This is a genomic window from Agrococcus sp. BE272, from assembly GCF_031457935.1.
GTDB classification, from domain to species: Bacteria; Actinomycetota; Actinomycetes; order Actinomycetales; family Microbacteriaceae; genus Agrococcus; species Agrococcus sediminis.
In genome coordinates, this window is sequence record NZ_JAVDXL010000002.1 from 77,645 (window position 1) to 98,741 (window position 21,097).

Here is a 21,097-nt window from a genome sequence, read left to right on the forward strand (position 1 = left end):
AGTCAGGAGGCGGCGGGGGAGCCGGCTCCGCTCACGCCGGCCCCGGCTCCGGCGCCGTGGCCGAGAGGCCGAGCCGCACCATCTCGACGATCCGCCACGACAGCGCCTCGCGCGTGCGCTCGTCGAGCGAGCGCAGCGGGCCCTCCACGGTCAGCGTCGCGAAGCCGTGCACGGCCGACCACGCGAGCGCCTCGGCGCCGGGCCGCTGCTCGCGGGGCAGCTCGCCGACGGCCTCGAGCGCATCGAGCGCGCGCTCGAGCTGCTCGTAGGGCGTGCGCCCGCTCGCGCCGCGCGCCGCCTCGTCGTGCGCCGCCTCGAGGTCGCCGTGCGCGCGGAAGGCGAGGCGGAAGAGCCCGGGCTCCCGCCACGCGAACCGCACGTACCCGAGCCCGACCGCGGCGATGGCGCCGTCCGCCCACGCGGTGGCATCGCCGGTCGGCACGCGCGCGATCTCGTCCTCCATCGCATCCGCGACCATCGCGAGCGAGCGGCGCGCGATCGCGCCGATGAGCTGCTCGTGGCTCGCGAAGTGCCGGTACACCGCCGATGGCGCGACGCCGACGGTGCGCGCGAGCTCCCGCAGGCTCACCGCCTCCGGGCCGCCCGCGCGCGCGGCGTCGAGGCCCGCGTCGAGGAGGGCGCGGCGCAGGTCGCCGTGGAAGTAGCCGGATCGTGCCACCCCTTGACGCTACCCGGCCGCCGGGCCTAATGTGAACGCCGTTCACACGATGGGCGAGGTGTCAGGAGCGGCCATGGCGGTCCGGATGGTGTTCCCCAACTACGCGGTCGAGGAGATCGCGCGGGCGACGGCGTTCTACGAGGCGCTCGGCTTCACGCGCAACCCTGACTTCAGCGACGAGACGACGAGCTGCATGACGGTGAGCGACGAGGTCGCGATCATGCTGCTCGAGCGCGACCGCTTCGACGGGTTCCTCGTCGGCGACCAGCAGCGCGCCCCGCGCGGCTCCCTCGAGAACCTGCTCGCGATGCTGCTCGGCAGCCGCGAGGAGGTCGACGCGTTCGGCGCCGCCGGCGCGGCGGCGGGCGGTACGCTCTCCAAGCCGGTCGAGGAGAACGAGTGGGGCATGTACGGCGGCCAGCTCACGGATCCCGACGGCCACATCATCGACTTCCTCCACATGGAGGGCCCGCCGGCCTGACCGGCCCTCCGACTTCCCACGCAGCGACGCGAACCCGCGGGAATGCTCCGGCCGGGTTCGCGTTGCCATGACGGAGCACCATGCAGACCCACACCGAACCAGCCGGCAGCAGCGACACGCGCCCGGCACGCCCCGCATCCGATCGCCTCGCCCCCGGCGGGGCGATCATCATCGCCACCCTCCTCGTCTCGGCCTTCGTCGTGATCCTCAACGAGACGGCGATGAACGTCGCCATCTCGACCCTCGTCGAGGATCCCCAGCTCGGCATCGACGAGCGCGCCGCGCAGTGGCTCACCACCGCGTTCATGCTCACGATGGCCGTCGTCATCCCGACGACCGGCTGGCTCATGGCCCGCTTCTCGACCCGCACGCTCTACATCGCGGCGATGGGCTCGTTCGTGCTCGGCACGCTCATCGCCGGCATCGCGCCGTCGTTCGCGCTGCTGCTGCTCGGCCGCGTCGTGCAGGCCTCCGGCACCGCCATCGTCTTCCCGCTCCTCATGACCACCGTGATGCAGCTCGTGCCGCCCGCCCGCCGCGGCGCGTTCATGGGCACCATCTCGCTCGTCATGTCGGTCGCGCCCGCGCTCGGCCCGACGCTCTCGGGCGCGATCCTGCAGATCGCCTCGTGGCGCTGGATCTTCCTCGGCGTCGCGCCGCTCGCCGTCGTCATGCTGCTGATCGGCTGGCGCACCCTGCGCCGCGGCGACGCGCAGACGCCCCCGCGCCTCGACGTGCTCTCCATCCCGCTCGCGGCGCTGGGCTTCGGCGGCCTCGTCTACGGGCTCTCGCTCATGGGCGCGGAGGGCCTGCCTGCCTGGCAGCTGCCGGTGGCGCTCGGCGTCGGGGTCGTCGGCCTCGTGGCGTTCGTGCTCCGCCAGGTGCGCCTGCAGCGCAGCGACGCGGCCCTGCTCGACCTGCGCACGTTCCGCCACCCGCTCTTCACCGCATCCGTCGTCGTCATGATGATCGCGATGGCGGCGATGTTCGGCACGCTCATCCTGCTGCCGCTCATCCTGCAGGACGCGCTCGGGCTCGAGCCGCTGCAGGTGGGCCTCATCACGCTGCCGGGCGCGCTGCTCACGGGCCTGCTCGGCCCCGTGGTGGGCAACCTCTACGACCGGTGGGGCCCGCGCCCGCTCGTGATCCCCGGCGCGCTCGTCGTGCTCACCGCGCTCGTGCTCTACACGCAGCTGCAGGTGACGACGCCGTGGTGGGTCGTGCTGCTCATGCAGATGGTGCTGAGCCTCGGCTTCGCGTTCACGTTCCCGCCGCTGTTCACCGTCTCGCTCGGCTCGCTGCCGCACCACCTGTACGGGCACGGCTCGGCGATGGTCGGCACCGTGCAGCAGGTCGCGGGCGCCGCGGGCACGGCGGCGTTCGTGACGATCATGGCGACCCGTCAGGCGCAGCTCGTCGCCGAGGGCGTCGCGCGCGGCGACGCGCTGCTCGAGGGCGCGCGCATCGCGTTCACGGGTGCCGCGGCGCTGTGGGTGCTGGGCGTGATCGCCACGCTCTGGCTGCGGAAGCCCGCCGACGCGGTGCCCGCCGAGCCCGACCACCGCGACCCGGCGACGGGTCCGCTGCCCGCGGCGCCCGAGCCTGCGGCGGCTACGCCTGCGGAGCCGGCGGCGCGGTCGGTGCCTGCGGAGCCCGCCCCATGACGCGCACGGCCTCGGCGGCGTGCTCGTTCGTGACCTGCACCCCGTAGCGCTCGGCCTGCAGGCCGCGGATGCTCGTGAAGTCGCGCTTGCCGCCGGTCATGGCGTGCTGCACGACGGCCGCGATCATGCCGAACGCGGCGCCCATGAGCACGGCCCAGATCACCCACGCCCACGAGTCGGCGATGATCAGGCCGAAGAGCAGGCCGATGAAGAGGCCGAACCAGGCGCCGCCGAGCGCGCCCGAGAGCGCGGCGCGGCCGTAGGTCATGCGGCCGAGCACCTGCTCGACCGTGGTGAGCCCGGTGCCGACGATGCGCACGTGCTGCACGGGGAACTGCGCGTCGCTCAAGCGGTCGACGAGGGCCTGCGCCTCCTCGTACGTGTCGAACTCGGCGATCGTGGTCGACGGCGGCGTCGGCTCGGTGCGGCCCCGCAGCGGGTCCTGGATGTCGGTCATGATGCCTCCTCGCGGCCACTCCGGGCCTCTCCGTGCATCCTCGCACCCGTTGCTGAGTGCGCGCCCGGAGCGATTCGGGCGGCTGGGGCCTACCGCCGGTCCTCGGGTGCCGGGCGGTGCATGGCCGCCGACCCCGGGGCCGGATCGAACGCCGCGATCGCGGCCACGGCATCCGCCACGTCGTCGACGAGCGCGATGCCGGCCTCGCCCGGCTTGCCGCGCATGACCGCCTGCAGCAGCGGCCAGGCGGGCAGCTGCTCGGTCCAGTAGCGCTCGCCCAGCAGCACGAGCGGCGCCCACGCGCCCTCCTCGGCGTAGGAGTTCTCGCACGCGTCCTGGAAGATCTCCTGCACCGTGCCGCCGCTGCCGGGCAGCACCACGATGCCGGCGTTCGCGACGCGCAGCAGGATGTCCTCGCGCACGGAGTTCTGGAAGTACTTCGCGATGGAGGTGGCGAACGAGTTGGGCGGCTCGTGGCCGTAGTGCCAGGTCGGGATGCCGAGCGAGACGCCGTCGCCGACGCGCTCGGCCACGCGACGGGCGGAGGCGATCCACTCGGGGATGGAGCCGTGGAACGACGGCACGGCCGCGAGCTCGTCGATCGCCTCGTCGAGCTCGGCGGGCGAGAGGGCGACCGCGCGGGCGCCGAGGTTGCCGGCCTCCATCGCACCCGGCCCGCCACCGGTGGCGACGATGCGGCCGGCGCGGGCGAGCCCGTGCGCGAGGTGCGCGGCCTGCCGGTAGGCCTCGGAGTCGCGCGCCAGGGCGTGGCCGCCCATGATGCCGACGATCGCCCTGCCCTGCACCCACTCTGTGAGCGCGTCGTCGATGGAGTGGTCGTGGAGCGCCGCAGCGAGGGTGTGCGCGATGTCGTGGTGGCGCGTGCGCGACCAGGCGTAGACGCGGGCGTCGAAGCTCTCGGCGTAGCCGTGCTCGAGGCCGTCGACGAGGTCGTCGGGGGAGTAGAGCGTCGACCGGTAGGCGTTGAACGGCACCTCGGGCACGTCGTCGAACACGAGCGCCCCCTGCCCGGTGAGGCGCTCCTTCGCGCCCTCGGGGAGGTCGGAGCCGAGCACGAGCGCGCCGTAGCCGTCGAGCCGCGCGAGCACGTCGCCGCGCTCGCGCAGGTCGACGTCCTGGATGCGCCAGCCGTACATACTGTGCGCCCGCGCGGCGAAGCGGTCGAACGCCTCGAGGGTGCCGATGTCGAGCAGTCGGCCGTGCTGCGGTCGCTCGTCGGAGTCGTGCATGCCGGGGAGCCTACCGAGCGGGCTCCGCGATGCCCTGAGCGCTCGGCGGCGACACCTCGATGCGGCTGCCGCCGCCGGGCAGCGGCACCACCCGGATGCGCGACGGGATGCGCTCCTGCATCTGCTGCACGTGGCTGATGACGCCCACCGTGCGTCCGCCCGCGCGCAGCTCGTCGAGGGTCGCCATCGCCGACTCGAGCGTGTCCTGGTCGAGCGACCCGAAGCCCTCGTCGACGAAGAGCGTCTCGAGCGACACCCCGCCTGCCTCCGCCTGCACGACGTCGGCGAGGCCCAGCGCGAGCGAGAGCGAGGCGAGGAACGTCTCTCCGCCCGACAGCGAGCGGGTCGGCCGGGCGAGGCCCGTGTGCGCGTCGAGCACCGCGATGCCGAGCCCGCTCGCGCGGCCGTGCGAGGCGCGCGCCTCGTCGAGCACGAGCGTGAACCGCCCGTCGGTCATCGCCGCGAGGCGCAGGTTCGCCGCGTCGATGATGGTCGCGAGGCGCGTCGCGAGCACGTAGGTCTCGATGTCCTGCGCGCGCTCGTTGCGGCCGTCGAGGGCGCGCGCGAGCCCGCGCACGGCGTCGGCGTGCTCGGCGCCCTCGGCGAGGGAGCGGATGGCCTCCCTCGCGGCGGCGAGGTCGGCGGCGGCGAGGTCGCGGGTCGTCTCGGCGGCCGCTGCCGCTCGGTTCGCGCGCGCCGCGGCCGCGCTCGCCTCGCCGAGCGCCGCCTCGAGCGGCTCGAGCTCCGGCGGCTCGCCGAGACCCGCGAGGTCGGGCTGCGCGAGCACGCCGCGCGCGCTCGCGACGGCTGCGTCGTGGGTCGTGATGCGCGCGAGCAGCGCCTTCCTCGCGGCGGGCTCGAGCCGCATCGCGGCCGTCGCCTCGCGATCGGGCAGCGCGTGCTCGGCGAGCGCTGCGGCACCGGTGCTCGCGGCCGCATCGTGCTCGGCGCGGGCGGCGCCGGCGTGCGCGTCGGCGTCGAGCCAGCGGCGCAGCGCATCGCGCCGACCGGTCGCGGCGGCGAGCAGCGCGCCGGCGTCGGGGTGCTCCCCGAGCTCCTCCGCGAGCCGATCGCGCGCGTCGTCCCGTCGGGCGCCCGCGGTCGCCGCCTCGGCGGCGCTCGCGGCAGCGACCTGCTCGAGCTCGGCGACCTCGGCGTCGAGCCGCTCGGCGGCCGCATCGTGCTCGGCGAGCCGCCGCTCGGCCTCGTCGCGCTCGACCGCGGCGTCGGCGGCGACGCGCACCGCCGCCCGCGCATCCTCGAGCGCGCGCTCGAGCGACGCCCGATCGTCGCTCCCCGCGCGGGCCTCGGCGGCTGCGAGCCGCTGCTCGAGCGCGGCGAGCGCCTCGTGCGCCGCGCCCGCCCCGGCGAGCGCGCGGTGGCTCCGCTCGAGCGCGGCCGCGACGTCGTCGGCCGTGACCGCCTCGCTCGCCGGCGCGTGCGGCGCCGGGTGCTCGATCGAGCCGCACACCGGGCACGGCTCGCCGTCCGCGAGCTCGCTCGCGAGCTCGCCCGCCATGCCGTCGATGCGCGCGGCCTGCAGCCGGTGCAGCTCGTCGGCCGCGGTGTGCTGCGCTGCGGCGCTGCGCACGGCCTCCGCCCGAGCGGCGGCGAGCGGCTCGGCGAGCGCGTCGGCGGCGTCGCGCGCCGCGAGCCGCTCGAGGGCGGCGTCGACCTGCCGGGCTGCCGCGTCGGCGCCGGCGGCGAGGGCGGTCGCGGCCTCGCGCGCGTCGCTGAGCAGCCGGCGCGCCGCGGGCGCGTCGGCGCGGCGCCGCTTCGCCGCGTCGACCGCGGCCTGCGCCTGCGCCGCCGCCTCCTCGGCCGCCGTCGCCTGGCGGTCGAGCCCCGGCAGCGACGACTCGAGCGCTCGCGTCTCGGTCGCGCGTGACGCGACGCGCACCGCGGCCTCGTGCTCGGCCTCGACGATCGGGCGCTCGGCCGCGACGCCGGCGGGGAGCGCGGCGGTGGCCGCGTCGAGCTCGGCGATCGAGCGCTCGACGCCGGTGTCGGCGCGCGCCCAGCGGTCGAGCTCCGCGGCGACCCCGGCGGCCCGATCGGCGTCGGCGAGCCGCTCGCGGTCGTCGTCGATCGCCGCGGCGGCCTCGGCGAGGTCGGCGAGCGCCGACAGTGCCGCGTCGCGCCGCGCGATGCGCTCGAGGAGCGCCCGCGCCTCGTCGCGCGCCGCCCGCGCCTCGCGCTCGGCGGCTCCCGCCGCCGTCGCGACCTCGGCCGACTGCGCGACCCGGTCGTCGATCGCCGCCTCGAGCGCAGCGAGCGCCGCCTCGTCGGCGCCGTCGGGCAGCGCCTCCTCCTCGTCGTCGTCGCGCAGCGACGTGGCCGCGTCGCGCACGCGGGCGGCGCGGTCGTCGCGCTCGCGCTCCAGCGCCTCGCGCTCGGCCGTGATCGCCTTCGCGTCGGCGACGAGCAGCTCGCGCAGCCGCCGCATGCTCCCGGTGCCGAAGAGCCGCTCGAGCAGCGCCTTGCGCTCGTCGCTCGAGGCCGCGAGGAACTCGGCGAACCCGCCCTGCGCGAGCAGGATGACCTTGAGGAACTCGTCCTTGCGGAGGCCCAGGCTCCGCACGACCTCGGTGCTCGCGTCGTCGACGCTCGTCGCGAGGGTGCGCCAGCCGTCGCCATCGCGCTCCCACAGCGTCGCCGTCGCGCGCTCCTTCGTGAGCCCCGTGCCCCGCAGCTTGGGCCGCTCGTACTCGGGCGTGCGCCGCACCCGCAGGACGCGGTCGCCGACCGCCACGTCGAGCTCGACCCAGGTGAGGTCGGCGGGGCCGGCGAGGTCGCTGCGGAGGTGCGCGGCGCCCTTCGCGTAGCGCGGGGCGCCGCCGTAGAGCGCGTACGTGATGGCGTCGAGGATCGTCGACTTGCCCGCGCCCGTCGGGCCCGCGATGAGGTAGAGGCCGTCGGCGTCGAACGCCGCGAAGTCGATCTCGAACCGGTCGCGGTACGGGCCGAAGCCGGCGAGCTCGAGCCGCAGCAGCCTCACTGCGCGGACTCCGCGGCGACCGCGCGCGCGAGGCCGTCGCGCACGAGCTCGGCCTCGGCGTCGGTCGCGACGGCCCCGGCGCGCACGTGCTCGAGGAAGTCGCCGACGACCTCCGCCTCCGAGCGGCGGGCGAGCCGCGCGCGCACCTCGATCGCGGGCAGGTCGTCGCCGCCGAGCCACTGCACCTCGGCCGCGTGCGGCCAGCGGGCGCGGAGGCGCCGCATCGCGTCCATGGGCCGCACGCGGTCGGTGAGCCGGGCCCGGATCCAGTGCTCCTCGGTGCCCTCGAGGCGCGCATCCGCGAGCAGCGCGTCGAGCTCGCCCTCGATCGTCGTGAGCTGCCGCGGCACGGGCAGGTCGACCCACTCGACCTCGGCGAGGCCATCGGCGTCGAGGTCGACGAGCCAGCCGCCGCGCAGCGGCGAGCGCTCCTTGAAGGAGTAGTGGAGCGGGGCGCCCGAGTAGCGCACCGAGCGGGAGAGCTCCTGCCGCGAGTGCAGGTGGCCGAGCGCGACGTAGTCGACGCCCTCGAACCGCGAGGCGCGCACGACGTCGAGGCCGCCTGCGGTGATGTCGCGCGGGGCGTCGTCCTCCGGCGCGGCGACGCCCGCGGCGAAGCAGTGCGCGAGCACGACCGAGCGCGCGGGAGACTCGGCGAGCGACGCCCGCACCGCGGCCATCGCCCACGCGATCGCGTCGTCCTGGCTCGCGATCCCGGCCTCGGGCAGCGACGAGCGCAGCGCCACCGGCTCGAGGTACGGCACGGCGAAGACGTGCACCGGCCCGTGCTCGTCGGCGAGCTCGACGCGCCACGACTCCGGCTCGAGCGCGAGGGTGCTCAGGTGCAGTCCGCCCGCCCGCGCGAAGCCGGCGTTCGCGCCCAGCCGCGCGGCCGAGTCGTGGTTGCCGCTCGCGAGCACGATCTCGGCCCCCGCGGCGCGGATCTCGCCGAGCGCGAGCGTCAGCGCCTCGACGTGCCGGCCGGCGGGCATCGCCGAATCGTAGACGTCGCCCGCGACGAGCACCGCGTCGACCCCGCGGTCGCGGACGATACCCGCGATCGCGCCCAACGCATCCGCGAGCGCATCGAGCGTGTCGGCCCCGTGGAACGTGCGCCCGACGTGCCAGTCGGAGGTGTGGAGCAGCCGCATGCACCCACGCTACGTGCGGCCGCCGACGTCGGGTCGCACCGCCGCGCGCCGATAGGCTGGATCCAGGCCCCTGCCCGCGCGCTCGAGAGGGACTGCACCACGTGCTGCTCACTGTGACGACACTCGCCGTCCTCGGCGTCGTCGCGAGCGCCCTGAGCAGCCGCATGGGCCGCTGGGTGTTCCTGCTGCCCGCCGCGGCGAGCCTCGCCGCCGCCGTCTGGTTCGGCCTGCAGGGCCCGGCCGTCGCGGCCGGAACGGTGCTGCAGGAGCGGGTGGAGTGGATGCCCTCGCTCGGCATCGCGATCGACCTGCGGCTCGGCGCGCTCCAGTGGCTGCTCGCGATGGTCGTGCTCGGCGTCGGCGGCCTGATCTTCGTCTACTGCGCGTGGTACTTCGAGTCGCGCACGCTCGCGGCGCGCACGGTGGGGCTCCTCACCGGCTTCGCCGCCTCGATGCTCCTGCTCGTGCTCGCCGACGACCTCATCGTGCTGACGATCGGGTGGGAGCTCACGACGATCTTCAGCTACCTGCTCGTCGGCCTCAACCACCGCTCGTCGAGCAACCGCCGGGCCGCGCAGACGGCGCTCATCGTCACGACCGTCGGCGGGCTCACGATGCTCACGGGCATCATGCTGCTCGAGGCAGAGACCGGCACGTTCTCGCTCGCGGCGACCCTCGCCGACCCGCCGCGCACCGCCGCCGCGGCGTGGGCGGCCGCGCTCATGCTCGTCGGCGCGCTGTCGAAGTCGGCGATCGTGCCCTTCCAGTACTGGCTGCCGGGCGCGATGGCGGCGCCCACCCCCGTGTCGGCGTTCCTCCACGCCGCTGCGATGGTCAAGGCGGGCGTCTTCCTCATCGCGGCGCTCACCCCAGCGTTCGTCGAGCTGCCCTGGTGGCGCTGGGGCCTCGTGACCCTCGGCATCGCGACGATGCTGCTCGGCGCGGCGCGGGCGATGCGGCAGCTCGACATCAAGGTGCTGCTCGCGCACGGCACCGTCAGCCAGCTCGGCCTGCTCGTGACGGTGCTCGGCATCGGCACGCAGGCGTCGATGCAGGCGGGCCTCGCGCTGCTCGCCGCCCACGCGGTCTTCAAGGCTGCGCTGTTCATGGTCGTCGGCGTCGTCGACCGCGGCACCGGCACGCGCGACCTGCGCGAGCTCGGCGGGCTGGGGCGGCGGATGCCCGTGGCGGCCGGGGCCGCGATCCTCGCGGCCGCGTCGATGGCGGGCATCCCGCCGATGATCGGCTTCCTCGGGAAGGAGGCCGCGCTCGACGCCGCGCTCGCCGACGCCCAGGGCTCCCTCGTCGCGATCGGCTGGGTCGCCTTCATCGGCATCGCGGCCGGTGCGGCGCTCACCGTCGCCTACTCGCTGCGCCTCATCGTCGGCGTCTTCTTCGGCCGCCCGGGCGCCGAGGTCGCGAAGCGCTCGCCGATGCTCGTCGCGGCGCCCGTGGCGCTCGCGCTCCTGGGGCTCGCGCTCGGCTTCGCCGGCGACGCGATCTCCGCGGCGCTGCTCCCGCACGCCGCCACGGTGCCCGCGGGCGAGGAGGCGCCGCACCTCGCGCTCTGGCACGGCCTCACCCCGGCGCTCGGCGCATCGGCGCTCGCGTGGCTCGCGGGTGCCGCGCTGCACGTCGCGCTGGGCGGCCGGCGGCGCGCGCCGCAGGGCCAGGACCCGTTCGAGCGCGGCTACCACGCGAGCATGCGCGGCCTCGACCGCCTCGCGGTCGAGGTCACGGGCCGCCTGCAGTCGGGCTCGCTGCCGCTGCACCTGACGACCATCCTGCTCGTCGTCGTCGCGGGCCCCGGCGTCGCGCTGCTGCTCGCGGGCGCCCTCACCGCCGACCTGCGCGCCTACGACACGCTCGGGCAGGTCGGCACCGCGATCGTCATCGTCGTCGCCGCGGTCTTCGCCACCACGACGCGCGGGCGCCTCAAGGCCTTCATGCTGCTGTCGGTCGTCGGCTACGGCGTCGCGTTCATGTTCCTCCTGCACGGCGCGCCCGACCTCGCGCTCACGCAGGCGCTCAGCGAGACGGTGTTCCTCGTCATCCTGGTGCTGGTCCTCCGGCGCCTGCCGAAGTACTTCACCGACCGGCCGCTGCGCGCCGCCCGCTACCTGCGGGCGCTGCTCGGCATCGCGGTCGGCACGTTCGCGGCGCTCGCGGCGCTCGCGGCCCTGCAGGCGCGCACGGCGACGCCCAGCTCCGCCGCGTTCTACGAGTGGGCGTACGACTTCGGGCACGGCTCCAACATCGTCAACGTCACGCTCGTCGACATCCGCGCGTGGGACACGCTCGGCGAGGTGTCTGTGCTGCTGGCCGCCGCGACGGGCGTCGCGAGCCTCATCTTCGTGCGGCGCCCGGTCGCGGGCGGCTCGGGCGTGCTGCGGCAGCCGTCGAAGGCGTCGCGCAGCCGCGGCTTCCTCGCGGGCTCCTTCGGCGACGCGTCCATGGACTCGCCGGTGCTCGAGATGATCACGCGCCTGCTGTTCCCGATCATGATGCTCGTCTCCATCTACCTGCTGGCGGTGGGCCACAACGAGCCCGGCGGCGGCTTCGCGGGCGGGCTCGTCGCGGGCATCGCGCTCGCGGTGCGCTACCTCGCCGGCGGCCGGGAGGAGCTCACCGAGGCCGTGCCGTTCGACGCGGGCAAGCTGCTCGGCGGCGGCATGGCGGTCGTCATCGCGAGCGTCGTCTGGCCCATCCTCATCGGCGGCAGGATCGGGGAGTCGTACGCGATCGAGGCGACGCTGCCGCTGCTCGGCGACCAGAAGCTCGTCACGACGCTCTTCTTCGACATCGGCGTCTGGCTCATCGTGATCGGCGCGATGCTCGACTTCGTCCGCTCCCTCGGAGCCGGCATCGACCTGCACGGCGAGCAGGACCTCGCGCCCCGCCCGGCATGGCGCTCCGACCGCTCCCTGCCCGGCCGGGAGGTCGCACGATGACCCCCACGCTCATCCTCGCCGTCGCGGGCGGCGCGCTCATCGCCGCGGGCGTCTACCTGCTGCTCGAGCGCAGCCTCATGCGCATCCTCGCCGGCCTCATGCTCGCCTCCAACGGCGTCAACCTGCTCTTCCTCGTAGCGGCGGGCCCCGCGGGCCTCGCCCCGATCGTCGGCCAGGACCCGGAGCAGATCGCCGACCCGCTGCCCCAGGCGATGGTGCTCACGGCGATCGTGATCACGCTCGCCGCGAGCGCGCTGCTGCTCGCGATGTCGTACCGCTCGTTCCAGCTCGAGGGCCACGACGAGGTCGCCGACGACGTCGAGGACGCCATCGTGCGCCGCCGCGCCGAGGCCGACCTCTCGAGCGAGGCCTACGTCGAGCTCACGCCCGAGGCGCAGCCCGACACCGAGTCCGGCGGCCGGGCGGGGGATGCGCGCTGATGGATCTCGCGAACCTCGTCCCCATCCCGGTGCTGCTGCCGCTGCTCGCGGCCGGCATCACGCTCACGCTGGCGCGGCGGCCCGCGCTGCAGCGCATCGTCTCGGGCACGACGCTCGGCCTCGTCGCGGTGCTCGCGCTCATCCTGTGCCTCGGGGCGGATGCGCAGGGGCCGATCGTGCTGTGGGTCGGGGCCTGGCCGGAGGGGCTCGGCATCGTGCTCGTCGCCGACCGGCTGTCGTCGCTGCTCGTGCTCGTGTCGAGCATCGTCACCGCGATCGTCGTGATCTTCCCGTCCCGCCGCGACATCGCCGACAGTGCCGACGGGGCACCGGTGTCGGTCTTCCACCCGACGTTCCTCGTGCTCACGGCGGGCGTCTCGCACGCGTTCCTCGCCGGCGACCTCTTCAACCTGTTCGTCGGCTTCGAGATGCTGCTGTTCTCCTCGTACGTGCTGATCATGCTCGGCGCGACGAAGGAGCGCGTGCGCGCAGGGTCGACGTACGTGACGGTGAGCCTGCTGTCGTCGACGCTCTTCCTGCTGGCGATCGCGATCGTCTACGCGGCGACCGGCACCGTGTCGTTCGCGCAGCTGCCCGAGCGGCTCGCGGCCCTCGACCCGGGCCTGCAGCTCGTCATCCAGCTGCTGCTGCTCGTCGTCTTCGGCATCAAGGCCGCCATCTTCCCGCTGCAGTCGTGGCTGCCCGACTCGTACCCGACGGCCCCCGCGAGCGTCACCGCCGTCTTCGCGGGCCTGCTCACGAAGGTCGGCGTCTTCGCGATCATCCGCCTGCAGACGCTGCTGTTCCCGCACAGCCCGCTCACCGAGCTGCTGCTCGCGGTCGCCATCCTCACGCTCGTGCTCGGCATCCTCGGCGCGCTCGCGCAGGGCGAGATCAAGCGACTGCTGTCGTTCACGCTCGTGAGCCACATCGGCTACATGCTGCTGGGGGTCGCGCTCGGCACCGAGGCGGGGCTCGCGGGCGCGATCTTCTACATCGTCCACCACATCCTCGTGCAGACGGCGCTCTTCATCGTCGTCGGGCTCATCGAGCGCGTGGGCGGCTCGACGAGCCTCGCGCGCCTCGGCGGGCTCGCGTCGGTGCCGCTGCTCGCGGCGCTCTACCTCATCCCGGCGCTCAACCTCGGCGGCATCCCGCCGTTCTCCGGCTTCCTCGGCAAGGTGGCGCTCATGGATGCGGCGCTCGAGGTGCCGACGCCGCTCGCGGTCGCGGCCGTGGTCGCGGGCGTCGCGACGAGCCTGCTCACGCTGCTGGCGGTCGTGCGGGTCTGGCAGCGCGCGTTCTGGCAGGACCGCGGCGAGGACGACGACCGCGTGCACTCGCTGCGCGTGCTCCCGCGCGTGTGGGTCTTCGCGTCGACGGCGCTCGTGCTCATCACCGTCTCGCTCACCGCGCTCGCCGGGCCGCTCACCGACTACGCGGAGCGCGCGTCGGTCGACATCCGCGGCGGCGCCTACCAGGTCGCGGTCGAGGAGGCGACGCCATGAGCCGGCCCGAGCTGCGCACGCGCGTCTCGATCTTCGCGACGATCGGCCTCGCCCTCATCTGGATGCTGCTGTGGGGCGACCTGTCGCTCGGCGCGGCGCTCTGGGGGGTCGCGATCGCGCTCCTCATCCAGGTGCTGTTCCCGCTGCCCGACGTGCCGGAGCTCGAGTCGTTCCGCCCGCTCGGCTTCCTGCGGCTCGTGGTCGTCACGATGTGGGGCCTGCTCGTCTCCTCGTTCCAGGTGGCCGCGAAGGTGCTGGCGTTCTGGCGACCCACCCGCAACGCGATCATCCTCGTGCGCCTGCGCAGCGACTCCGAGTTCATCACCGCCATCACCGCGGAGCTCGTGACGCTCGTGCCCGGCTCGGTCGCGATCGACGCGCGCGACGGCGAGCTGCTCGTGCACGTGTTCGACGCAGGCTCCGAGGCGGCGATCGCGCACGCGCGCGAGCGCGTGCGCTCGACCGAGGCGACCGTGCTGCTCGCCTTCGGCACACCCGAGGATCGCGCGCTGCTGGAGGAGGACTGATGGATGCCGTGCTCATCGTCGCGGGGCTCATGCTGTTCGCGGCCGCGGTGCTCACGCTCGTGCGGATCGTGCGCGGGCCGGGGCCGAGCGACCGGGTCGTCGCGACCGACGTGCTCGTCGCCGTGGTCGCGGGCGCGCTCGTCGTCGAGGCCGCGATCAACCGCCATCCCCACACGATCGCCGTGATCCTGGTGCTGTCGCTGCTCGCCTTCGCGGGCACGGTGTCGATGGCGCGGTTCGTCGCCGGCAGGGAGGGCGTCGTCGGCACCGGTCCGGCCTCGGCGAGCGGGCTCGAGGGCGATGCGCCGACGGACGAGGACGGGGGCCCGCGATGAGCTGGGAGCCCGTGCTCGACGTCGTCGGCAGCGTGCTGATCCTGATCGGCGCGGCGCTCGCGCTCACCGCCGCGATCGGGCTCGTGCGGCTGCCCGACGTGCTCAACCGCATGCACGCGGGGTCGAAGCCGCAGACGCTCGGCTTCCTGCTGCTGTGCGTCGGGCTGTCGCTCATCCTGCGCGACGGCGCCGCCTCGGCGCTCCTCGCCCTGGCGTGCGGCCTGCAGCTGGTGACCGCGCCGGTCGCGACGCAGATGATGGGCAGGGCGGCGTACCGCACGGGGCAGTTCCGCCGCGACCTGCTGGTGGAGGACGCGGGTCGCGATCGCGACGACGAGACCCGATAGGATCGCACCGACAGCACAGCCGGCCGCTGCACGCCCGTGCGGGAGAGCCCCTCCGGGGGCACCGAAGGAGCAAGCCTCCCCGCCAAACTCTCAGGTCCTCGAACCGCACGGGAAGGCCACACTGGAGCCGTTCGAGACGATCGGCGACAGTGGGGGAGTCCAGACCACAGGAGGACTCATGACCGCGCAGGGATCCATCGATCGCACGGCCCCGGTGACGCCGCTGCTCGCCGTGCACGAGGCGGCCGGCGCCCAGCTGATCGACTTCGCCGGCTGGCAGATGCCGGTGCGCTACGGCTCCGACCTCGCCGAGCACCAGGCGGTGCGCGAGCGCGCGGGCCTGTTCGACCTCAGCCACATGGCCGAGCTGCGCGTGAGCGGCCCCGACGCGGGCGCGATGCTCGACCACGCGCTCGCCGGCCGCCTCTCGGCGCTCGAGCTGTGGCAGGCGAAGTACTCGCTGCTGCTGGCCGAGCAGGGCGGCATCGTCGACGACCTCATCGTGTACCGCACCGGCGACGCCGAGTTCCTCGTCGTCGCCAACGCATCCAACCGCCACGCCGCGCTCGACGCGCTCACCGAGCGCGCCGCCGGCTTCGACGCGACGGTCGTCGACGAGACCGAGCAGACCGCGCTCATCGCCGTGCAGGGCCCGGCCGCCGCGGCGATCGTCGGTGCGATCGGCCTGGAGTCCGAGCCGCTCGACGGGCTGCGCTACTACCGCAGCCTGCCGGCCGTCTTCGAGGGCGAGGACGTGCTCGTCGCCCGCACCGGCTACACGGGCGAGGACGGCTTCGAGCTGTACATCGCCGCGCACGCCGCGGAGGACCTCTGGCGCGCCATCGAGCTCGCGGGGGAGGGCCACGGGCTCGCCCGCTGCGGCCTCGCCGCGCGCGACACGCTGCGGCTCGAGGCGGGGATGCCCCTCTACGGCCACGAGCTGTCGCTCGACGTGCTGCCCGCGCAGGTCGGCCTCGGCCGGGTCGTGGCGCTCAAGACGAAGGGCGACTTCGTCGGCCGCGCCGCCGTCGAGGCCGGTCCCGCGGCCGACGCGCCCGTGCTCGTCGGCCTCACGGCCGAGGGCCGACGCGCGCCCCGCGCCGGCTACCCGGTGCTCGACGGCGACCGCGTCGTCGGCTCGGTCACGAGCGGCGCGCTGTCGCCGACGCTCGGCCACCCGATCGCGATGGCCCTCGTCGAGCCGGGCTCGGTGACCTCCGACTCCCTGTCCGTCGACGTCCGGGGCACGCAGCTGCCGGCGTCCGTCACCGCGCTGCCGTTCTACACCCGAGAGGCCCGAGCATGAGCGAGACCAAGTACACCGCAGACCACGAGTGGATCCGCGTCGAGGGCGACACCGCCACGATCGGCATCACCGACTACGCGCAGGCCGCGCTCGGCGACGTCGTGTTCGTCGACCTGCCGGGCGTGGGCCGCAGCTTCGCCGCCGGCGAGGCGATCGGCGAGATCGAGTCGACGAAGTCGGTGGGCGAGCTGCTCGCTCCCGCCGCCGGCGAGGTGCTCGAGGTCAACGACGAGGTCGCGGGCGACCCGACGCTCGTGAACTCCGCCGCCGAGGGTGCCGGCTGGCTCGTCAAGGTGCGCTTCTCGGAGGAGCCCGAGCTGCTGGACGAGGCCGCCTACCGCGAGCTCACCGCCTGATGCGCCCGTTCGTCGACCGCCACATCGGCATCGATGCGGCGGCCGAGGAGCGCATGCTCTCGGCCGTCGGCTTCGAGTCGCTCGAGGCGCTGATGGACGCCGCCGTGCCCGCGGGCATCCGCAGCGCCGGCACGGGCATCGGCGAGGCCGCCACCGAGACGAAGGCGCTCGCCGAGCTGCGCGCCCTCGCCGCCCGCAACCGGGTGCGCCACAGCGCGATCGGCCTCGGCTACCACGGCACCGTCACGCCGCCGCCCATCAAGCGCCTCATCCTCGAGAACCCGTCCTGGTACACCGCCTACACGCCGTACCAGCCCGAGATCAGCCAGGGCCGCCTCGAGGCGCTCATCAACTTCCAGACGATGGTCGCCGACCTCGCGGGCCTCGACATCGCCAACGCGTCGATGCTCGACGAGGGCACCGCGGTCGTCGAGGCGATGCTGCTCGCGCGCCGAGCCTCGAAGGCGTCGTCGTCGGTCTTCGTCGTCGACACCGACCTGCTGCCGCAGTCGAAGGCGCTGCTGCGCCACCGCGCGCACGCGACCGGCATCGAGCTCGTCGAGCTGCCGCTCGCCGAGACCGACCCGGCCGACCTGCCCGACGCCTTCGGCCTCATCGCGCAGCTGCCCGGCGCATCCGGCCGCGTCTGGGACGCGAGCGGCGCCTTCGCCGCGGCGACCGAGATGGGCGGCGTGCCGGTGGCGGCCGCCGACCTGCTGTCGCTCGCGCTCATCGAGGCGCCCGGCAGTGAGGGCGCGCGCATCGTCGTCGGCTCGTCGCAGCGCTTCGGCGTGCCGATGGGCTTCGGCGGGCCGCACGCGGGGTTCATGGCCGTCGCCGAGTCGCTCACCCGCCAGATGCCGGGCCGGCTCGTGGGCGTCTCCGTCGACGCCGACGGCTACCCCGCCTACCGGCTCACGCTCCAGACGCGCGAGCAGCACATCCGCCGCGAGAAGGCCACGAGCAACATCTGCACCGCGCAGGTGCTGCTGGCCGTCATGGCGTCGATGTACGGCGTCTACCACGGGCCCGACGGCATCCGCGCGATCGCCGAGGGCGTCCACGCGGTCGCGACCCGCTTCGCGCGCGCGGCCCGCGAGGCCGGCGTCGAGCTCGTGCACGACGCGTTCTTCGACACGGTGCGGATGCGCGTGCCCGGCCGGGCGGCCGAGCTGCGGTCGGCGGCGGCCGAGGCCGGCATCCTCGTGCACGCCGTCGACGAGGACGTGCTGCACGTCTCGTTCGACGAGACGTGGGCCGAGGAGGGCACGGGCGTGCTGCTCGACGTGCTGCTGCCCGCGCTCGGCCTCGCCGACGCGGGCGAGGGGGAGCGCGCGATCCCGTCGACGCTCGCCCGCCGCAGCGAGTTCATGACGCACGAGGTCTTCCACGCGCACCGCTCCGAGACGCAGCTCATGCGCTACGCGAAGCGGCTCGCCGATCGCGACTACGCGCTCGACCGCGGCATGATCCCGCTCGGCTCCTGCACGATGAAGCTCAACGCCGCGGCCGAGATGGAGGCCATCACGTGGCCCGAGTTCTCGCAGCTGCACCCCTACGCGCCGCTCGAGGACGCCGAGGGCTCGCTCGCGCTCATCGACCAGCTGGGCGACTGGCTCGCGCGCATCACCGGCTACGACACCGTCTCGCTGCAGCCGAACGCGGGCGCGCAGGGCGAGCTCGCGGGGCTCATGGCCATCCGCGGGTACCACGACTCGCGCGGCGACCGGCACCGCGACGTCGTGCTCATCCCCGCCTCGGCGCACGGCACCAACGCGGCGAGCGCCGTGCTGGCGGGCATGCGCGTCGTGGTGGTGGCGACGAGCCAGAACGGCGACGTCGACGTGGCCGACCTCGAGGCCAAGATCGGCACCCACGCGGGGCAGCTCGCGGCGCTCATGGTCACGTACCCGTCGACGCACGGCGTCTACGAGTCCGAGATCCGGCGCGTGACCGACCTCGTGCACGAGGCCGGCGGGCAGGTCTACATCGACGGCGCCAACCTCAACGCGCTGCTCGGCCACGCCACCTTCGGCGACATGGGCGGCGACGTCTCGCACCTCAACCTGCACAAGACGTTCTGCATCCCGCACGGCGGCGGCGGTCCGGGCGTCGGCCCCGTGGCGGCGAAGGCGCACCTCGCGCCCTTCCTGCCGCGCGACCCGCGCGAGGAGTCCGAGGTCATCGACGGCCTGCGCGTCGGCGCGAACCCGATCTCGTCGGCGCCGTGGGGCTCCGCGTCGATCCTGCCGATCTCGTGGGCGTACGTGCGCATGATGGGGCTCGACGGCCTGACGAAGGCGACCGCGAGCGCGGTGCTCGCGGCCAACTACGTCGCCGCGCGCCTGCGCGAGCACTTCCCCGTGCTCTACACGGGCGAGCACGGCCTCGTGGCGCACGAGTGCATCCTCGACCTGCGGCCGCTCAAGGAGGCGACCGGCGTCTCGAACGACGACGTCGCCAAGCGGCTCGTCGACTACGGCTTCCACGCGCCGACGATGTCGTTCCCCGTCGCGGGCACGCTCATGGTCGAGCCGACGGAGTCGGAGGACCTCGGCGAGCTCGACCGCTTCGTCGACGCGATGATCGCGATCAAGGCCGAGGCGGATGCGATCGGTCGCGGCGAGACGCCGCTGGCCGAGAGCGCGCTGCGGCGCGCGCCGCACACGGCGGGCTCGATCGTGCACGGCGACTGGGACCGCCCGTACACGCGCGAGCAGGCGGTCTTCCCCGTCGCGGGCGTCGAGCGGGCGAAGTACTGGCCGCCGGTCGCGCGCGTCGACCAGGCCTACGGCGACCGCAACATCGTCTGCAGCTGCCCGCCGGTGGAGGCGTTCGCCTGATGCTCCGCGGCCGTCGCTCGATCGCCGCCCGCACCGCGTCCGCGGTGGCCGGGGCGGCGGTCGTCGCGATGGCGCTGAGCGCGTGCGGGCCGCAGGTCGAGGCGCGCGTCCTGCCCGGCTCGAGCGTCGACGTGGCGTGGGAGGGCGAGCTCACGGCGGCGAGCGCGGCGAGCGTGCCGGCCGCGACCGCCGGCAACCGCGACGTCGCCGCGCTGACGCGCGCGGCGTTCGCCACCGTCGGCGCCGACGGCGAATTGCGCGAGGACCCCTCCTTCGGCACCGCGACCGTGGTCTCCGAGGCGCCCTTCACCGTGCGCTACGACCTGGCCGACGGGGTGCGCTGGTCCGACGGCGTGCCGATCGACGCCGCCGATCTCGCGCTCGCGTGGGCCGCGTCGTCGAACGCGCTGTCGACGCCCGACCTCGACCTCGCGGCGCTGCGGGGCGAGGACGCCCGCCTCGACCTGCCCGAGGACGCGGTGTGGTTCGACGTCGCCGATCCCGGCGGGCTCGTGCACGCGGTGGAGGCGCCGGTGCGCGACGACTGGGGGCGCGCGATCGACGTGGCGTTCGCGCAGCCGGTGCCCGACTGGCGCGAGGCGCTCGAGGTCGCGGTGCCGGCCCACGTGCTCGGGCAGCAGGTGCTCGGCATCGCCGACCCGATGGAGGCGAAGCAGCGCGTGCTCGACGCGATCGACCGCGCCGACCCGCTCGCGCTCGCGCCGATCGCGGAGGCCTGGAGCGCCGGGCTGCCGATCAGCGCAGCCGACCCCGCGCCCGGCGCGCTCGTGGCGAGCGGCCCGTACCGCCTCGAGCAGCTGCGCGACGGCCGTGTCGAGCTCGTCGCGAACGACCGGTACGTGGGCGCCCAGCTGCCGCAGGTCGAGCGGCTCGTCCTGCACGACGTCGCCGACGACGCGGCGGCGCTGCAGGGGCTGACCTCCGGCGCGCTCGACGTGGCCGCGGTGCAGCCGGTCGACGGCGATCGCACGGCCATCCGCGACCTCGAGCGCGACGACGCGACGCTCATCGCCGGCGCGACCGGGCTCCGCTGGGAGCTCGCGCTGCGCGCCGACCGCGCGCCGCTGCGCTCGGCCGAGGCGCGCCGCTCGCTGCTGCAGTCGATCGACCGGCAGGCGCTCGTCGAGGCGGCGCTGGGGGAGCGGGCCGAGGAGGCCGACCGCGTCGACGCGCTGCTGTTCCGCCCCGGCACCCGCGTCTACGAGTACGCGCTCGAGGACGCGGGCCTGCCGCAGGCCTTCGGCGGCGCCGAGCCCGAGGCCGCCGCCGCCGAGCGCGACCGGCTCGGCATCCCCGCCGGCACCGAGGTGTGCGTGCGCTACGACCGGTCGGATGCGTTCGCGGCGGCCGCGCTCCCTGCCATGGCCGCGCAGGCGGCCGAGGCCGGCTGGCAGGTGCGCGACTGCGGCGTCGACGACCTCGCCGCCGGGCTCGCGGAGGACGACTGGCACGCGGTGCTGCGCGTCGTCGCGGCGCCCGCCGACGCCGAGGCGGTCGCCGACCGCTGGCGCGGCGGCGGCATCACGGGCGCCGAGAGCCCCGCGCGCGAGGCGCTGCTCGACGAGGCGCTCTCCACGGCCGACCCCGACGCGCTCGAGCAGACGCTGCTCGAGGTCGAGACGTCGCTCGTCGCCGACGCGCTCGCGCTGCCGATCGCCGAGCCGATCCGCCTCACCGTGAGCGCCGCGGGACTCCAGGGCGTCGCGCCCCGCCCGGCCCCCGCATCCCTCACCTGGAACGCGTGGGAGTGGAGCCTCGAGAGCGCCACGCCCGCACCCTGAGA

17 protein-coding genes and 1 riboswitch are annotated in these 21,097 nt (G+C 74.9%); of the genes, 12 read left to right on the plus strand and 5 right to left on the minus strand.

Annotated features, from left to right (window positions below; genetic code table 11):
- Positions 1 to 31 precede the first annotated feature (31 nt).
- A complete protein-coding gene (locus tag J2X49_RS06795) occupies positions 32 to 679 on the minus strand; it encodes a TetR/AcrR family transcriptional regulator (protein ID WP_310124197.1) in 648 nt (215 codons plus the stop codon).
- Between the two features lie 73 nt (positions 680 to 752).
- On the opposite strand from J2X49_RS06795, the gene J2X49_RS06800 reads away from it, so the two are divergent.
- Complete coding sequence (locus J2X49_RS06800; protein WP_310124200.1) at positions 753 to 1,160, plus strand: VOC family protein; 408 nt, start codon at positions 753 to 755, stop codon at positions 1,158 to 1,160.
- Positions 1,161 to 1,240: 80 nt separating this feature from the next.
- A complete protein-coding gene (locus J2X49_RS06805) occupies positions 1,241 to 2,824 on the plus strand; it encodes an MDR family MFS transporter (RefSeq protein WP_310124203.1) in 1,584 nt (527 codons plus the stop codon).
- Here the strand turns inward: J2X49_RS06805 and J2X49_RS06810 are convergent.
- The 4 genes from J2X49_RS06810 to J2X49_RS06825 all read right to left on the minus strand — a co-directional run bounded on the left by J2X49_RS06810 (position 2,772) and on the right by J2X49_RS06825 (position 8,680).
- A complete protein-coding gene (locus J2X49_RS06810) occupies positions 2,772 to 3,281 on the minus strand; it encodes a general stress protein (RefSeq protein ID WP_128188884.1) in 510 nt (169 codons plus the stop codon). The two genes, J2X49_RS06805 and J2X49_RS06810, sit on opposite strands and share 53 nt — an antisense overlap.
- Before the next feature lie 89 nt (positions 3,282 to 3,370).
- Positions 3,371 to 4,531 carry a Rossmann fold nucleotide-binding protein gene (locus J2X49_RS06815; protein ID WP_310124208.1) on the minus strand — a complete coding sequence of 387 codons (1,161 nt, stop codon included), beginning with the start codon at positions 4,529 to 4,531 and terminating at the stop codon, positions 3,371 to 3,373.
- Between the two features lie 10 nt (positions 4,532 to 4,541).
- Entirely contained in the window at positions 4,542 to 7,529 is a 2,988-nt protein-coding gene (locus tag J2X49_RS06820) for an SMC family ATPase (protein ID WP_310124211.1), read from the minus strand.
- Positions 7,526 to 8,680: an exonuclease SbcCD subunit D gene (locus J2X49_RS06825; protein ID WP_310124214.1), complete on the minus strand. Its 1,155-nt coding sequence runs from the start codon at positions 8,678 to 8,680 to the stop codon at positions 7,526 to 7,528. Before J2X49_RS06825 ends, J2X49_RS06820 begins: the two co-directional genes overlap by 4 nt.
- A 113-nt stretch (positions 8,681 to 8,793) precedes the next feature.
- Between J2X49_RS06825 and J2X49_RS06830 the strand changes: the two genes are divergently transcribed.
- The 10 genes from J2X49_RS06830 (at position 8,794) to J2X49_RS06875 (ending at position 21,095) form a co-directional block, all read left to right on the plus strand.
- Positions 8,794 to 11,631: a Na+/H+ antiporter subunit A gene (locus J2X49_RS06830; RefSeq protein ID WP_310124217.1), complete on the plus strand. Its 2,838-nt coding sequence runs from the start codon at positions 8,794 to 8,796 to the stop codon at positions 11,629 to 11,631.
- Entirely contained in the window at positions 11,628 to 12,071 is a 444-nt protein-coding gene (locus J2X49_RS06835; protein WP_128189787.1) for a Na(+)/H(+) antiporter subunit C, read from the plus strand. Before J2X49_RS06830 ends, J2X49_RS06835 begins: the two co-directional genes overlap by 4 nt.
- Complete coding sequence (locus J2X49_RS06840; RefSeq protein ID WP_310124220.1) at positions 12,071 to 13,579, plus strand: Na+/H+ antiporter subunit D; 1,509 nt, start codon at positions 12,071 to 12,073, stop codon at positions 13,577 to 13,579. Before J2X49_RS06835 ends, J2X49_RS06840 begins: the two co-directional genes overlap by 1 nt.
- Positions 13,576 to 14,106, plus strand: coding sequence for a Na+/H+ antiporter subunit E (locus J2X49_RS06845; RefSeq protein ID WP_128189789.1), 531 nt, complete (start codon positions 13,576 to 13,578; stop codon positions 14,104 to 14,106). Before J2X49_RS06840 ends, J2X49_RS06845 begins: the two co-directional genes overlap by 4 nt.
- Positions 14,106 to 14,441, plus strand: a complete 336-nt coding sequence (locus J2X49_RS06850) for a monovalent cation/H+ antiporter complex subunit F (RefSeq protein WP_310124223.1) — start codon at positions 14,106 to 14,108, stop codon at positions 14,439 to 14,441. Before J2X49_RS06845 ends, J2X49_RS06850 begins: the two co-directional genes overlap by 1 nt.
- Positions 14,438 to 14,788 carry a monovalent cation/H(+) antiporter subunit G gene (mnhG, locus tag J2X49_RS06855; RefSeq protein ID WP_310124225.1) on the plus strand — a complete coding sequence of 117 codons (351 nt, stop codon included), beginning with the start codon at positions 14,438 to 14,440 and terminating at the stop codon, positions 14,786 to 14,788. Before J2X49_RS06850 ends, mnhG begins: the two co-directional genes overlap by 4 nt.
- A gap of 29 nt (positions 14,789 to 14,817) precedes the next feature.
- Positions 14,818 to 14,904: riboswitch (glycine riboswitch) on the plus strand.
- A gap of 62 nt (positions 14,905 to 14,966) precedes the next feature.
- Positions 14,967 to 16,094, plus strand: a complete 1,128-nt coding sequence (gcvT, locus tag J2X49_RS06860; RefSeq protein ID WP_310124227.1) for a glycine cleavage system aminomethyltransferase GcvT — start codon at positions 14,967 to 14,969, stop codon at positions 16,092 to 16,094.
- Positions 16,091 to 16,450 (plus strand): glycine cleavage system protein GcvH, encoded by a 360-nt coding sequence (gcvH, locus tag J2X49_RS06865; protein WP_146356661.1) that lies wholly within the window; start codon positions 16,091 to 16,093, stop codon positions 16,448 to 16,450. Before gcvT ends, gcvH begins: the two co-directional genes overlap by 4 nt.
- Entirely contained in the window at positions 16,450 to 19,293 is a 2,844-nt protein-coding gene (gene gcvP / locus J2X49_RS06870) for an aminomethyl-transferring glycine dehydrogenase (protein ID WP_310124230.1), read from the plus strand. Before gcvH ends, gcvP begins: the two co-directional genes overlap by 1 nt.
- The gene (locus tag J2X49_RS06875; protein ID WP_310124232.1) at positions 19,293 to 21,095 is read left to right on the plus strand and encodes an ABC transporter substrate-binding protein; all 1,803 of its coding nucleotides are present in this window, start codon (positions 19,293 to 19,295) and stop codon (positions 21,093 to 21,095) included. The genes gcvP and J2X49_RS06875 overlap by 1 nt, the downstream gene beginning before the upstream one ends.
- Positions 21,096 to 21,097 lie beyond the last annotated feature (2 nt).

Bases quoted from the DNA above. Each gene is read 5' to 3' on its own strand.
- J2X49_RS06800 (WP_310124200.1), top strand. From the start codon at position 753: ATGGCGGTCCGGATGGTGTTCCCCAACTACGCGGTCGAGGAGATCGCG.
- J2X49_RS06805 (WP_310124203.1), top strand. From the start codon at position 1,241: ATGCAGACCCACACCGAACCAGCCGGCAGCAGCGACACGCGCCCGGCA.
- J2X49_RS06810 (WP_128188884.1), bottom strand. From the start codon at position 3,281: ATGACCGACATCCAGGACCCGCTGCGGGGCCGCACCGAGCCGACGCCG.
- J2X49_RS06815 (WP_310124208.1), bottom strand. From the start codon at position 4,531: ATGCACGACTCCGACGAGCGACCGCAGCACGGCCGACTGCTCGACATC.
- J2X49_RS06825 (WP_310124214.1), bottom strand. From the start codon at position 8,680: ATGCGGCTGCTCCACACCTCCGACTGGCACGTCGGGCGCACGTTCCAC.
- J2X49_RS06835 (WP_128189787.1), top strand. From the start codon at position 11,628: ATGACCCCCACGCTCATCCTCGCCGTCGCGGGCGGCGCGCTCATCGCC.
- J2X49_RS06840 (WP_310124220.1), top strand. From the start codon at position 12,071: ATGGATCTCGCGAACCTCGTCCCCATCCCGGTGCTGCTGCCGCTGCTC.
- J2X49_RS06845 (WP_128189789.1), top strand. From the start codon at position 13,576: ATGAGCCGGCCCGAGCTGCGCACGCGCGTCTCGATCTTCGCGACGATC.
- J2X49_RS06850 (WP_310124223.1), top strand. From the start codon at position 14,106: ATGGATGCCGTGCTCATCGTCGCGGGGCTCATGCTGTTCGCGGCCGCG.
- mnhG (WP_310124225.1), top strand. From the start codon at position 14,438: ATGAGCTGGGAGCCCGTGCTCGACGTCGTCGGCAGCGTGCTGATCCTG.
- gcvT (WP_310124227.1), top strand. From the start codon at position 14,967: ATGACCGCGCAGGGATCCATCGATCGCACGGCCCCGGTGACGCCGCTG.
- gcvH (WP_146356661.1), top strand. From the start codon at position 16,091: ATGAGCGAGACCAAGTACACCGCAGACCACGAGTGGATCCGCGTCGAG.
- gcvP (WP_310124230.1), top strand. From the start codon at position 16,450: ATGCGCCCGTTCGTCGACCGCCACATCGGCATCGATGCGGCGGCCGAG.
- J2X49_RS06875 (WP_310124232.1), top strand. From the start codon at position 19,293: ATGCTCCGCGGCCGTCGCTCGATCGCCGCCCGCACCGCGTCCGCGGTG.